10 protein-coding genes are annotated in these 12,254 nt (G+C 71.4%); 2 read left to right on the top strand and 8 right to left on the bottom strand.

Annotation, left to right across the window (positions count from 1 at the left end; translation table 11 throughout):
- Positions 1-2 precede the first annotated feature (2 nt).
- Positions 3-1,628, top strand: a complete 1,626-nt coding sequence (locus ACZ5PO_RS13835) for an NAD-dependent malic enzyme (protein ID WP_464194340.1) — start codon at positions 3-5, stop codon at positions 1,626-1,628.
- Positions 1,629-1,902: 274 nt separating this feature from the next.
- Here ACZ5PO_RS13835 and ACZ5PO_RS13830 read toward each other — a convergent pair whose 3' ends face one another.
- On the bottom strand, positions 1,903-4,314 hold the full coding sequence (locus ACZ5PO_RS13830; RefSeq protein WP_464194338.1) for a phosphoketolase family protein: 2,412 nt from the start codon (positions 4,312-4,314) through the stop codon (positions 1,903-1,905).
- A 424-nt stretch (positions 4,315-4,738) separates the two neighbouring features.
- Here ACZ5PO_RS13830 and ACZ5PO_RS13825 point away from each other — a divergent pair, with 424 nt between their 5' ends.
- On the top strand, positions 4,739-5,902 hold the full coding sequence (locus ACZ5PO_RS13825; protein WP_464194336.1) for an acetate/propionate family kinase: 1,164 nt from the start codon (positions 4,739-4,741) through the stop codon (positions 5,900-5,902).
- 3 nt (positions 5,903-5,905) lie between these two features.
- Here ACZ5PO_RS13825 and ACZ5PO_RS13820 read toward each other — a convergent pair whose 3' ends face one another.
- From ACZ5PO_RS13820 to ACZ5PO_RS13790, 7 genes are read right to left on the bottom strand one after another with little or no spacing between them, the layout of a single operon-like run.
- Positions 5,906-7,189, bottom strand: coding sequence for a DNA-binding protein (locus ACZ5PO_RS13820; RefSeq protein ID WP_464194334.1), 1,284 nt, complete (start codon positions 7,187-7,189; stop codon positions 5,906-5,908).
- Positions 7,186-7,839 carry a tetratricopeptide repeat protein gene (locus ACZ5PO_RS13815; RefSeq protein ID WP_464194332.1) on the bottom strand — a complete coding sequence of 218 codons (654 nt, stop codon included), beginning with the start codon at positions 7,837-7,839 and terminating at the stop codon, positions 7,186-7,188. Before ACZ5PO_RS13815 ends, ACZ5PO_RS13820 begins: the two co-directional genes overlap by 4 nt.
- 7 nt (positions 7,840-7,846) lie before the next feature.
- Entirely contained in the window at positions 7,847-8,770 is a 924-nt protein-coding gene (locus tag ACZ5PO_RS13810) for a VWA domain-containing protein (protein WP_464194330.1), read from the bottom strand.
- Positions 8,767-9,765 carry a VWA domain-containing protein gene (locus ACZ5PO_RS13805; RefSeq protein WP_464194328.1) on the bottom strand — a complete coding sequence of 333 codons (999 nt, stop codon included), beginning with the start codon at positions 9,763-9,765 and terminating at the stop codon, positions 8,767-8,769. Before ACZ5PO_RS13805 ends, ACZ5PO_RS13810 begins: the two co-directional genes overlap by 4 nt.
- The gene (locus ACZ5PO_RS13800) at positions 9,765-10,238 is read right to left on the bottom strand and encodes a DUF4381 domain-containing protein (RefSeq protein WP_464194326.1); all 474 of its coding nucleotides are present in this window, start codon (positions 10,236-10,238) and stop codon (positions 9,765-9,767) included. Before ACZ5PO_RS13800 ends, ACZ5PO_RS13805 begins: the two co-directional genes overlap by 1 nt.
- Positions 10,235-11,185 (bottom strand): DUF58 domain-containing protein, encoded by a 951-nt coding sequence (locus tag ACZ5PO_RS13795; RefSeq protein WP_464194324.1) that lies wholly within the window; start codon positions 11,183-11,185, stop codon positions 10,235-10,237. The genes ACZ5PO_RS13800 and ACZ5PO_RS13795 overlap by 4 nt, the downstream gene beginning before the upstream one ends.
- A 17-nt stretch (positions 11,186-11,202) precedes the next feature.
- Positions 11,203-12,189, bottom strand: coding sequence for an AAA family ATPase (locus ACZ5PO_RS13790; RefSeq protein ID WP_464194322.1), 987 nt, complete (start codon positions 12,187-12,189; stop codon positions 11,203-11,205).
- Positions 12,190-12,254: the final 65 nt, after the last annotated feature.

The following is a 12,254-nucleotide window of genomic DNA, read 5'->3' as shown; positions in this document are numbered from 1 at the left end:
ACATGGCTGGGCAAACGGCGCTGGCCGGCTACGGCTTGCTGCGCGATCCTCGCACCAACAAGGGCTCGGCCTTCACCGAGGCCGAGCGCCGCACCCACGGCCTGGAGGGGCTGCTGCCGCCGGGCGTCAGCACGCTGGAGCTGCAGGTGGCCCGCACCCACGCGGAGCTCGCGGCGCTCGACAACGACTTGCAGAAATACCTGCTGCTGTCGGACCTGCAGGGCCGCAACGAGACGCTGTTCTTCGCGGTGGTGATGAGCGACCCGGCCACCTTCATGCCGCTGGTCTACACGCCGACGGTGGGGGAGGCCTGCCAGAAGTTCGACCACATCTTCCGGGCCACGCGCGGCCTCTACCTGCCGATCACCGCCCGCGGCCGGCTCAAAGAGCTCCTCGGCAACTGGCCGCAGCGCGACGTGCGCTTCATCGTCGTCACCGACGGCGAGCGCATCCTGGGCCTGGGCGACCAGGGGGTCGGCGGCATGGGCATCCCCATCGGCAAGCTGGCGCTCTACACCGCCTGCGCCGGCGTGCCGCCGCAATACTGCCTGCCCATCACGCTCGACGTCGGCACCAACAACCAGGAACGGCTGGACGATCCGCTCTACCTGGGCCTGCGCCAGGAGCGCGTGCGCGGCGCCGACTACCTCGCCTTCATCGACGAGTTCGTGGCCGCGGTCGAGGCGCTCTATCCCAAGTGCTGCATCCAGTGGGAAGACTTTGCCAACATCAACGCGGTGCCGATCCTGGAGCGCTTCCGCGACCGCACCTGCACCTACAATGACGACATCCAGGGCACGGCGGCGGTGGCGCTGGCCGGCATCTTCGGCGCGCTGCGCCTGTCCGGCGGCAAGCTGACGGACCAGCGCTTCCTGTTCCTGGGCGGCGGCTCCGCCGCGACGGGAATCGCCGAGCTGATCAGCCAGGCCATGGCGCTCGACGGGCTGCCGCTCGATCAAGCGCGGGCTCGCAACCAGCTGTTCGACATCAACGGCCTGATGGTCACCGCGCGCACCGACCTGGCCGATTTCCAGAAGCCGTTCGCCATCGACCATGCGCCGCTGACGAGCTTCGTCGACGCGGTGAAGGCGCTCAGGCCGACGGGCATCATCGGCGTCAGCACGGTGCCCAAGCTGTTCAATCAGCAGGTCATCGAGGCCATGGCCGCGATCAACGAGCGGCCGATCATCTTCCCCTATTCCAACCCGACGTCACGGTCGGAATGCACGGCCGAGGAGGCCTACCGCTGGTCGCAGGGCCGCGCCATCTTCGCCAGCGGCAGCCCGTTCCCGCCGGTGGACCTGGGCGGCAAGACCTTCGTGCCCGGGCAGGGCAACAACGTCTACATCTTCCCGGCCATGGGCATGGCGGTCTACGCCACCGAGGCGACGCGGGTGACCGAGGAGATGTTCATCACCGCCGCCAAGGCGGTGGCCGAACAGGTGACCGACGAGAACCTGGCGACCGGCCTGATCTATCCGCCGCAGAGCGCCATCTTCGATGCCTCGCTGCACGTGGCCGAGCGCATCGCCACGCACATCTTCGACAAGGGCCTGGCCCGCGTGCCGCGGCCCGCCGACGTGGCCGCTCACATCCGGGAGATGGCGTACCGCCCGGCTTACGCGTGAGGGGCCCGGCCCTTCGCCTGCGTCATGGCCGGGCTTGACCCGCAGCCGTCGCTCGGACGTGCTGCCCTCCCCAGGCGGACGAGCCCGGACATCCCACAGCGCCGTTATGGGAGGGGCGGTCGCCCCCTCCGCCATGCTGCGCATGGTCCCCCTCCCCCGCTATGCGGGGGAGGATCAATCCGTTGCCGCTGCGCCTGTTCCTTCTCCGCGCAGCGGCGGGGGGCAACCGCCAGCGCATTTCGCCACTGGATGGACCCACCCAATCGCAAAGCGCCTAGGTCCAGCCGCCCCAGTTGCGGATCTCGGGCATGTCCTCGCCATGCTCGCACACGTAGGCCCGGTGCTCGATCAGCTTGTCGCGGAAGCGCTGCTTGACGTGGCCGGCCGCGGCATTGACGCCAGCCACCCGCTCGATCGCGGCGATGGCGAGGTGGAAGCGGTCGAGCCGGTTGAGCACCACCATGTCGAACGGCGTCGTGGTCGTCCCCTCCTCCAGGTAGCCGTGCACGTGGAAATTGGCGTGGTTGGTGCGCGAGTAGGTCAGCCGGTGAATCAGGTGCGGGTAGCCGTGGTAGGCGAAGATGACCGGCTTGTCGGTGGTGAAGATGCCGTCGAACTCCGCATCGGTCAGCCCGTGCGGGTGGTCGTCCTTGGACTGCAAGGTCATCAGGTCGACGACGTTGACCACGCGCACCCGCAAGGAGGGCAGTTGCTGGCGTAGCAGGTCGGCGGCGGCCACCGTCTCGAGCGTCGGCACGTCGCCGGCGCAGGCGAGCACCACGTCGGGCTCTTGGCCATCGTCGTCGTTGCTGGCAAAGCCCCAGATCCCCAGGCCCGCCTCACAGTGGCGCTTGGCCTCCGCCATGGTGAGCCACTGCGGGGCCGGCTGCTTGCCGGCGACGATGACGTTGATGCGGTCGTAGGTGTTGAGGCAGTGCTCGGTGACCCAGAGCAGCGTGTTGGCATCCGGCGGCAGATAGACCCGCACGATGTCCGCCTTCTTGTTGACGACGTGGTCGATGAAGCCCGGATCCTGGTGGGTGAAGCCGTTGTGGTCCTGACGCCAGACGTGCGAGGTCAGCAGGTAGTTGAGCGAGGCGATCGGCGCCCGCCACGGCAGGTCGCGGGAGATCTTCAGCCATTTGGCGTGCTGGTTGAACATCGCGTCGACGATGTGCACGAAGGCCTCGTAGCACGAGAACAGGCCGTGCCGGCCGGTGAGCAGATAGCCTTCGAGCCAGCCCTGGCAGAGATGCTCGGAGAGGATCTCGACCACCCGCCCGTCGCGGGAGAGGTGGACGTCGTAGGGCTCGATCTCCTCCATCCACACCCGGTCCGTCACCTCGAACACCGCGTCGAGGCGGTTGGAGGCCGTCTCGTCCGGCCCGAACACGCGGAAGTTCCGCGTGTCGGCGCTCAGGCGCATGACGTCGCGCAGATAGGCGCCCATGACGCGAGTGGCCTCGACGCTGCCGCTACCCGGCCGCTCGAGCGTCACCGCGTAACCGTCGATCGACGGCAGGTTGAGCTTGCGCCGCTTGAGGCCGCCGTTGGCGTGCGGGTTGGCGCTCATGCGCCGCGTGCCGTCGGGCGCCTGCGCCCTGAGCTCGGCCCGCAGGCGTCCGTGCTCGTCGAACAGCGCCTCGGGCTTGTAGCTGCGCATCCAGGCCTCCAGCAACGCCCGGTGCGCCGGATCCTCCTTGGCCTTGTCGATCGGCACCTGGTGCGAGCGCCAGAAGCCCTCGACGCGCTTGCCATCGACCTCCTTGGGACCGGTCCAGCCCTTGGGGCTGCGCAGGATGATCATCGGCCAGCGCGGCGCGGTGGTCGCGCCGGAGCCGGCATCGCTGCGCGCCCGCTGCTGGATGGCGTGGATGCGGTCGAGCGCCTGATCGAGGGTGGCGGCCATCTGCCGGTGCATCGGGCCGGGATCGGAGCCCGAGACGATCAGCGGCTCGTAGCCGTAGCCCGTGAACAGATGGATCAGGTCCTCGTCGCTCATGCGGCCGAGCACCGTCGGGTTGGCGATCTTGTAGCCGTTGAGGTGCAGGATCGGCAGTACCACGCCGTCATGGACCGGGTTGAGGAAGGTGTTGGAGTGCCAGGACGCCGCCAGCGGCCCGGTCTCGGCCTCGCCGTCGCCGACCACGCAGGCCACCACCAGGTCCGGGTTGTCGAAGGCCGCGCCGAAGGCGTGCGCCAGCGAATAGCCGAGCTCGCCGCCCTCGTGGATGGAGCCGGGGGTCTCCGGCGCCGCGTGGCTCGGAATGCCGCCGGGGAAGGAGAACTGGCGGAACAGGCGCTGCAAGCCGTCCACGTCTTCGGTTACGGTGGGATAGACCTCGGTGTAGGTGCCCTCCAGATAGGCGTTGGCCACCATGCCGGGGCCGCCGTGGCCGGGCCCGCAGATGTAGATCACGTCGAGATCGCGGGCGCGAATCACCCGGTTCAGGTGGGCATAGATGAAGTTGAGCCCGGGTGTCGTGCCCCAGTGGCCGAGCAGACGCGGCTTGACGTGCTCGGGCCCGAGCGGCTCGCGCAGCAACGGGTTGGCGAGTAGGTAGATCTGGCCGACGGAGAGATAGTTGGCTGCCCGCCAATAGGCGTCCAGCTGGGCGAAGTCGTCGTCCACCCGGCTCGCCGCACCGCTCTGATCGACAGGGTTCGCATTGACGCGGTCACTCATCGAGCGTTCTCCTTATCTGTCGTATCGGATGTTCTGTCACGTCGGGCTCCATGCCGGACAGCGGCTGCGCAGCAGAGCGAATCTGACGGCAAGGCACGACGAGCCGATGAAGGGCGCGCGCCGTTCGCCGCGGGCGGCCGTCGCGCGTCGTCGGAAGGCCTATACAAACGGCACCTTCACGTATTGACCTCGATCAGCGGCTCGTGCGTCCGTTCATGCGATCTGCGCGTTGCCCGCGACATCGGACGCGGGGGCGCCTCCCCTCGGTCCGGCGATGGCCGCCGGCCCGGGCGAGGCGCGTCGGGAGCATAACGGGCCGGCTCGCATTGTTGAATAGTGAGACGGGCAAACAGCCGCCCCGACGAAACGAAACAGCGAACTGCCAAGTTGATCCCCTGCGCCCTGCGCGACCGGAGCATCTGACGTGAGCAACGCCATCCTGGTTCTCAACGCCGGCTCATCGAGCATGAAGTTCGCGCTGTACGACGCCGATACGCTCGAGCCGCTGGCCCGCGGCAACGTGCGCGGCATCGGCGGCGAGACCAGCCTCGACGTCAGCGGCCCGGAGGCTGCGATCTTCGGCGCGCCGCGCTCGCTCTCCCATCACGCGGACCACAATGCCGCGATCGCCTGGATCCTGAAACGGATTCACGAGGAGCCGGCGCTCACCCTGCGGGCGGCCGGGCACCGGGTGGTGCACGGCGGGGCGCGCTTTGCCGCCCCGGTGCTCGTCAACGACGAGATCATGGTCGAGCTGGCGGCGCTCACGCCGCTGGCGCCGGCGCACCAGCCCCATAACCTGGCCGCGCTGCGCGCGGTCGCGCAGGCCTGGCCCGGCCTGCCGCAGGTGGCCTGCTTCGACACTGCCTTTCACCGCACCCAGCCGCGCCTGGCGCAATTGATGCCGCTGCCACGATCATTTGCCGACGAAGGAATTCTACGCTACGGCTTCCACGGCCTGTCCTATCAGCATATCGCCGAGACGCTGCCGGACGTCATCGGGCGCCGTAGCGAGGGCCGGATCATCGTCGCGCACCTCGGCAACGGCGCCAGCCTCTGCGCCATGCGCGAGCGGCGCAGCGTCGCCACGACCATGGGCTTCACGGCGCTCGATGGGCTGATGATGGGCACGCGCAGCGGCGCCGTCGACCCGGGCCTGGTGCTGCATCTCATCCAGGAGCGCGGCATGGCCCCCGCAGCGGTCGCCGAGCTGCTCAACAAGAAGTCCGGCCTGCTCGGCATGTCCGAGCTGAGCGACGACGTGCGGCTGCTGACCGAGAGCGGCGATCCCCGCGCGGAAGAGGCGCTCGAGCTGTTCGCCTACCGCGCGGTGCGCGAGGCCGGCTCGCTGATGGCGGCGCTGGGCGGCCTCGACGTGCTCGTCTTCACGGCCGGTATCGGCGAGCACGCGCCGGGCATCCGCGCCGCCATCGCCTCGGCGCTCGCCTGGGCCGGCATCGACTTCGACGGCGAGCGCAACAAACACAACGCGCAGCGCATCAGCCGCGACGGCTCGGCCGTGGACGTGCTGGTCATCCCCGCCAACGAGGAGCTGCCGATCGCCCGCGCCGTGCGCGGCCTGCTGTAGCGCCTATCCGGGACGGACGGGCGCGCCCGGATTGAGCGGCGGTAGCGCCGGCGCCCGGTCGCGGTCGGGTGCCCACAGCGCCGCGCGGGCTCGCGCCGCGCCGTCGGCCAGCCGCTTGGCTTGTGCGGCCGACCAGGCGCCGCGCTCCGCACCGAACAGGGCCTGCTCCAGCGGTGCAGCCAGCGGCGCAAGCCGCCCGGCCGCCTCGGCCGGCAGGCGCGCGCGCCAAGCCGCAAGGGCCCGGTAGATCGCCTCCGGGCCGCCGCCGCGGCAGGCCTCGGCGAAGTCGCGGAAGGCCTTGGCCTCCGATTGCTCCCATCGCTGCCGGCGCCGCGCCTGCCGGGCCCGCAGCCGCGGCAGCGTCCAGAGCAGCAGCGCCACGACGGCGGCGAGCCCAACGGCCAGTGCCGCCAAGAGCGGCCACGACCATCCGCCCCGGCGCGCCGGGTTGCCGCCGGCCGGCGCCGCCGCCACCGTGACCGTCACGCCCGTGCCGTCGGCCTGGCGCAGCCCCCGCGCGCCGAGATCCCACCAGGGCTGCACGACCTCTGGCAGCGCGTAGTGGCCCTCCCGCTCGAACACGTAGGTGACCCGGTCGGTGCGCCGGCCGGTGACCGCGCCGCGGGCGACGCTGTCCTGGCTGACCGGCGTGTCCACGTAGACCCGCACGCCGGGCGGCGCGATGAACCTCAGGTCGCGCATGGCGAGACCCGGCACGTCGTCTGCCGTGCGCGTGATGGTGCGGACGATCGCGCCACCCGCCTTGAAAGCGCCGCCCGGCTCGGGCGCCCAGCTTTGCGCCAGGTCGACGCGGGTCGAGGCGATCACCGGCGCCGACACGTCGACGCCGGGGGGCACGGTCACCGCGACGGTAACCGGCTCGCCGCGCACGGTCGACGTCTCGTCGCCGACGCGGTCGAGCACGGTGACGATCGCCGGCGGCACCGCGAAGACGCCGCCACGGCGCGCGTAGATGGCGAACTCGAAGCGTTGCCCCACGTAGGAGGCGCCCGCGACGGTGTCGTTGATCGTCGTCGCCTGCGACTCGAAGCGGATGATCTGGGTGCCCGGCAGCTCCGGCACGCTGACCCGCGGCGGCCTCGGCATGTCGCCGCGAAACAGCACGTCGACGTAAAGCGCGATGCGCTGCCCCACGACGGCGCCCTGCGCCGGACTGACCGAGGTGCGCACCACGATGGGCGGCTGTGCCGACGCATCGGCGGTGGGCTGCGCCTGGGCAGGCAGCACCAGCCCCAACGCCAGAAGACAGAGCCACAGCGCCCTCATGGCCCGCCTCCGGCCGCCGGAGGCGCCTGCAGCTGGTAGGCGAAGCGGGCTCGCAGGAAGTCCGCCGGCCGCGTCTGCACCCGCTTGAGCCACAGCGCCCGCACCTCTGCATCGCTCATGGTCTGGCCCGCGGTGTCGGTGTCCTGGCCGCCCTGGTTCTTCTTGTCCTTGTCGTAGACGATCTGATCGGCGCCCTCCTCCTGATCGCCGGCATCGGCGCCCGGCGCTTTGAGCCGCTCGGCCCGCGTCTGGGCGAGAATCCGGTTGGCTGACGCGTCGGCCCACCCCGGCCGCAGCTCCAGCGCGCGGTCGTAGCGGGCCACCGCCTGTTCGTACTGGCCCAGCATCACCAGCGCATTGCCCTGGTCGTAGGCGGCGAGCGCCGTATCTAGGCCGCCCAGCACCTCGGCCGCCTGCTTGAAATCGCCGGCCCGCAGCAAGGCCACGCCCCGCCACAGCGGATCGCGGAACGCCGCCGCGGCCTCGTCGTAGCGCTGGCGCTCGAACAGCCAGCGGCCGCGCTGGTCCGGGCTCGCCCAGAGGTCCCGCCAGCCCAGGTGCCAGGCGCCCAGCACCAGCGCCGCGACAGTCAGCGCGCCCACCACTGCCAGCGGGTGCCTGGAGGCGAGCGATCTCACATGTGCGATCATGGCGCGCTCACCCCAGGACCCAGCCGCGGCGGAACCAGCCGAGCACGACGAGGGCGATGACGGGGGTCAGCCAATAGCCGGCCTCCTGCCAGCGCGCGGCCTCGCCCTCGGCGGACGCTTGCGGGGCGGCCTCGAGGCGCCACGCCAGGGCCGCCACGTCGGCCCCGTCCGGGGTGGTGCCGACGATACGCGCCGAGAGGCCTCGCGCCGCCTCGGCGAGCGCCGCGTCACCGTCGGCGATCGCCGGCGGCGCCATCGCGAACAGCACCGCGGGCACGCCGGCCTCCGCAGCGGCCAGGCCGTCGACCTGGTCCGGCGCCACCGTGTCGGTGACGATGAGCAGCGCCCCGCCCTGCTGGCCTTGCCGCAGCACGTCGCGGGCCAGGGCGACGGCCTTGGCGAGCGCATCGCCGCTGACCGGCATGATCTCCGGCGACAAGGCTCCGGCCATGGCGATCACCACGTCCTTGTCCGGCGTCGGCGGCAGCACCAGGTGGGCCGAGCCGCCGTAGGCGACGAGCCCGGTCGCGGCACCCGGGCGCTCGGCCAGCAGGTCGGCGAGCTTCTGCCGGGCACGATCGAGCCGGGTCGGCGCCAGATCCCGCGTCAGCATCGACGGCCCCACCTTGAGCACGATCATCACCGGCGGCGACGGCGGCGCGAACGGCTGCGGCAGCTCGCGCCAGGTCGGACCGGCGACGGCGACGATGCCGAGGGTCCAGCCGGCCAGCAGCACGTCGACTGGCGCAAACCAGGAGCGGTGCTCGCCGCCGCTGCGCAGCAGCGCCAGGAGGTCGGCGTCCATCACCTTGGCCCAGGCCGTCGTAGGGTCGCTCGCCTGCCGTTCATGCCACCACAGCGCGAGCGCCGGTACCAGCAGCACGAGCCACCAGGGGCGCAGCAGATGCAGATGGGCCAGCATCTCGCTCATGCGGAGGCGGGCTCCGTGGCGCGATGGCGCCGGCGGCGCAGGGCCCCGAGCGCCTGGATCAGCATCGACAGCAGCGCCAGCGCCGCCAGCGGCCACCAATAGAGCTCCGTGCGCGGCGAGAACGATACCGTGTCGATCCTGCGCGGCTCGGCCGCGTCGAGGCGGCGATAGATGTCGTCCAACTGGCTGCGGTCGAGGGCGCGGTAGAAGCCGCCTCCGGTCAGCGCCGCGACGTCGCGCAGCGCTTGCTCGTCGAGCTTGTCCTCGCCGACCGCCGTCGGATCCCCGATGGCGACGGTGTGGATGACGATGCCGCTGTCCTTGGCGACCAGCGCCGCCTCCGCCGGTGGCACGGCGCTCGCCGTGTCGTTGCCGTCGGTCAGCGCAATGATGGTCTTGGCCGGCACGGTGGAGGCCGCGAACAGGTTGACGCCGAGGCCGATGGCATCGCCGAGCGCCGTGCGCGGGCCGGCCATGCCCACCTGCATCTCCTGGAGCAGGCGGCGGGCGAGGCCGAGGTCGGCCGTGAATGGCACCAGCAGGAAGGGCGCATCGCCGAAGACCACCACGCCGACGCGGTCGCCCTGGCGACGGGACAGGAAGTCGTCGAGCACCTGCTTGACCGCCGCGAGGCGGTCGATCCGCGCCCCCGACGGGTCGGTGAAATCCTTGGTGTCCATGGAGCCGGACAGGTCGACGAGCAGCAGCATGTCGCGCGCCGGCTTGTCGTGGTGAATCGGCGGCTCGATCCACTGCGGCCGCGCCAGCGCCAGCAGCGCCAGGCCCCAGCACAGGGTCAGGGCGACCAGGCGCACCAGGCCGCGCGGACGCACGACGGCGCCAGCCTGCGGTGTCGCACCGGTGAGCCGGGCGATCTTCGCCAGGAACGGCACCCGCACCGCCGCCCGGCGCCGCGCGTAGGCGGGCACGAGGTAGTGAACCAGGAGCGGCAGCGGCAGCAGCAGGGCGGCGAGCGGATAGGCGAAGGTCAGCATCAGGCCGGCCTCGCCGCGCCATGGCACGTGATCCAGCGCCGTGCCTCGCGCACGAGCGCCACGCCGTCGGACGGCACCGCGCCGCCGAGCGCGGCGGCGATCTCCCGCCCGGGCCCGCGCATGAAGGCTTCGGTGGCGCCGGTGCGGTCCAGGAAGGCGAGCCAGGCGGTGCCGGTGAGCGAGGCCACCGTCTCGCGCGGATAGGCCACGAGGGCTGCCCGCTTCAGCACGGCCGAGAGGCGCTGCGCCGCCTCGGCTGTCGCCACCGGCCCGATGGCATCGAGCTCGCGCAGCGCCTGCCGCCGGTAGGCGTTGCGGCGGTAGCGCGCGACGGCCGCGGCCAGGACGATGAGCAGCGCGATCCCCAGGGCCGCCGCCAGGATCCACCAGCCGGGCGCCGGCGGCCAATAGGCGGCCGGGGGCGGCAGGGCGATGTCGTGCAGCTGGGAGAGGTCGGCCGGATCGGCGCTCATGACCGCGCCCCCGCGGCCCCGGACCGCCGCGCGGCGACGCGGCGGCCGAGCAGCTCGCGCAGCTGGTCGAGCACCGGCTGATCGGTGGCGATCGGCAGCACCGGGATGGCCCGATCCCGCGAGAAGCGCTCGATGGCGGCGCGGCGGTCGCGAAAATCCGCGGCGAAGGCCGAGCGGAGGCGGCCCGGCGAGGTGTCCACCTCGATCTGCTGCTCACCCTCGGCCATCGCCGTCTCGCCGATCGCCGGCAGCTCCGTCTCCAGGGGATCGAACACGAACACGGTGAGCACGTCGTTGTGCGCGGTGAGCCGGGTCACCAGTTGCACCGTCTCGCCGTCGGCGCCCAGGGTGTCGGTGATCAGGCAGACCAGCCAGTCGTGGCTGGCGAGCCGCACGGCCCGGTGCAGCGCCTCGTTCAGCAACGCCGGATCGGCCGGGCGAGGATCGCCCGCGTTGAGCTTGCCGTTGTGGCGCACGACGGTGTCGAGGATGCGCAGCACGGCGCCTTCGCGCGCCAGTGGCCGGATCTCGTCGATGCCGTTCTCGGAGAAGACGATGGCGCCGACCCGGTCGCCCAGCGAGGTGACGCGCCAGGCCGACAGCGCCGCCGCCTCCGCCGCGGCGACCGATTTGGTGGCAAGCCGGCTGCCGAAGAACATGGAGAGCCGCTGATCGACGACGAGCAGCACCGGCCGGTCGCGCTCCTCGGTGAAGACGCGGATATAGGGCGCTCCCAGGCGCGCCGTCGCCGGCCAATCGATGGCGCGGGTATCGTCGCCCTCGACGTAATGCCTGAGCTCCTCGAACTCGAGCCCGCGGCCGCGCAGGCGCGAGGCGTGGCGGCCGTTGAGCAGGCTGTGGACGGGCTGGCGCGGCAGGAAGCTGAAGCCCTTGGCGCGGTGGCGCAGTCGGGTCAGCTCATCCAGCGTGACGTAGGCGCGTGCCACTGCACCCTCCCTGGCCGCTACACCGCCACTGCCACCTGCTTGACGATCTCGTCGATGACATCGTCCGCATGGATGCCCTCGGCGCTCGCCTCGTAGCTCAGCGACACCCGGTGGCGGAGGCAATCGTGGGCCACGGCCTGCACGTCCTCGGGCACCACGTAAGCTCGCTTGTTGAGCCAGGCATAGGCCCGCGCGCAGCGATCGAGCGCCAGCGTGCCGCGGGGGCTCGCGCCGATGGCGATCCATTTGCCGAGCTTGTCGCCGAACTCGGCCGGACGCCGGCTCGCCGCGACGAGCGCCACGATGTAGCTCTCGACCGCGGGCGCGCTGGTCACGGCGTCGATCTCGCGCCGCGCATCGAAGATCACCTGCTGGGCGACCTTGGCCGGCTCGGACGCCGCGTGGCCCGGCGCCTCGGCTTCCGCCTTCTCGGCCCGCACCAGCTGCATCACCTTGATCTCGTCGGCATCGGTCGGATAGCCGATGCGCACGTGCATGAGGAAACGGTCCATCTGCGCCTCGGGCAGCGGATAGGTGCCCTCCTGCTCGATGGGGTTCTGCGTCGCCAGCACCATGAACAGCTGGGGCAGCCCGTAGCGCTTGCCCGCCACTGTCACCTGCCGCTCCTCCATGGCCTCCAGCAGGGCGGACTGCACCTTGGCCGGCGCCCGGTTGATCTCGTCGGCGAGCACCAGGTTGCCGAAGATCGGGCCCTTGCGGAATTCGAAGCTGCCGGCGCCGTCGCCGTCCGAGCGGTAGATCTCGCCGCCGGTCACGTCCGACGGCAGCAGGTCCGGCGTGAACTGGATGCGGCTGAACTCCGATTCCAGCGCCTTCGACAGGCTCTTGATCGCCCGCGTCTTGGCGAGGCCGGGCAGGCCCTCGAGCAGCACGTTGCCGTCGGCGAGGAGCGCGATGATCAGCCGCTCGACGACCTGCTCCTGGCCGATGATGGAGGCGTTGACGCGGGCCTGGATGGCGGCGATCTGATCGATGGACGACATGTGACCGGCGTCTCCTCGTCGTTGGGATCGAGCGTCGGGGCGACAGCCCGGGGACAGGGTGCCCT

This window comes from Chelatococcus sp. KU-N122, from assembly GCF_055391085.1.
This window is presented reverse-complemented; position numbering and strand designations above follow the sequence as displayed.

What these genes read in the sequence shown, in the direction of transcription:
- ACZ5PO_RS13835 (WP_464194340.1), top strand. Translation starts at nt 3, where the DNA reads ATGGCTGGGCAAACGGCGCTGGCCGGCTACGGCTTGCTGCGCGATCCT.
- ACZ5PO_RS13830 (WP_464194338.1), bottom strand. Translation starts at nt 4,314, where the DNA reads ATGAGTGACCGCGTCAATGCGAACCCTGTCGATCAGAGCGGTGCGGCG.
- ACZ5PO_RS13820 (WP_464194334.1), bottom strand. Translation starts at nt 7,189, where the DNA reads ATGAGGGCGCTGTGGCTCTGTCTTCTGGCGTTGGGGCTGGTGCTGCCT.
- ACZ5PO_RS13815 (WP_464194332.1), bottom strand. Translation starts at nt 7,839, where the DNA reads ATGATCGCACATGTGAGATCGCTCGCCTCCAGGCACCCGCTGGCAGTG.
- ACZ5PO_RS13810 (WP_464194330.1), bottom strand. Translation starts at nt 8,770, where the DNA reads ATGAGCGAGATGCTGGCCCATCTGCATCTGCTGCGCCCCTGGTGGCTC.
- ACZ5PO_RS13805 (WP_464194328.1), bottom strand. Translation starts at nt 9,765, where the DNA reads ATGCTGACCTTCGCCTATCCGCTCGCCGCCCTGCTGCTGCCGCTGCCG.
- ACZ5PO_RS13800 (WP_464194326.1), bottom strand. Translation starts at nt 10,238, where the DNA reads ATGAGCGCCGATCCGGCCGACCTCTCCCAGCTGCACGACATCGCCCTG.
- ACZ5PO_RS13790 (WP_464194322.1), bottom strand. Translation starts at nt 12,189, where the DNA reads ATGTCGTCCATCGATCAGATCGCCGCCATCCAGGCCCGCGTCAACGCC.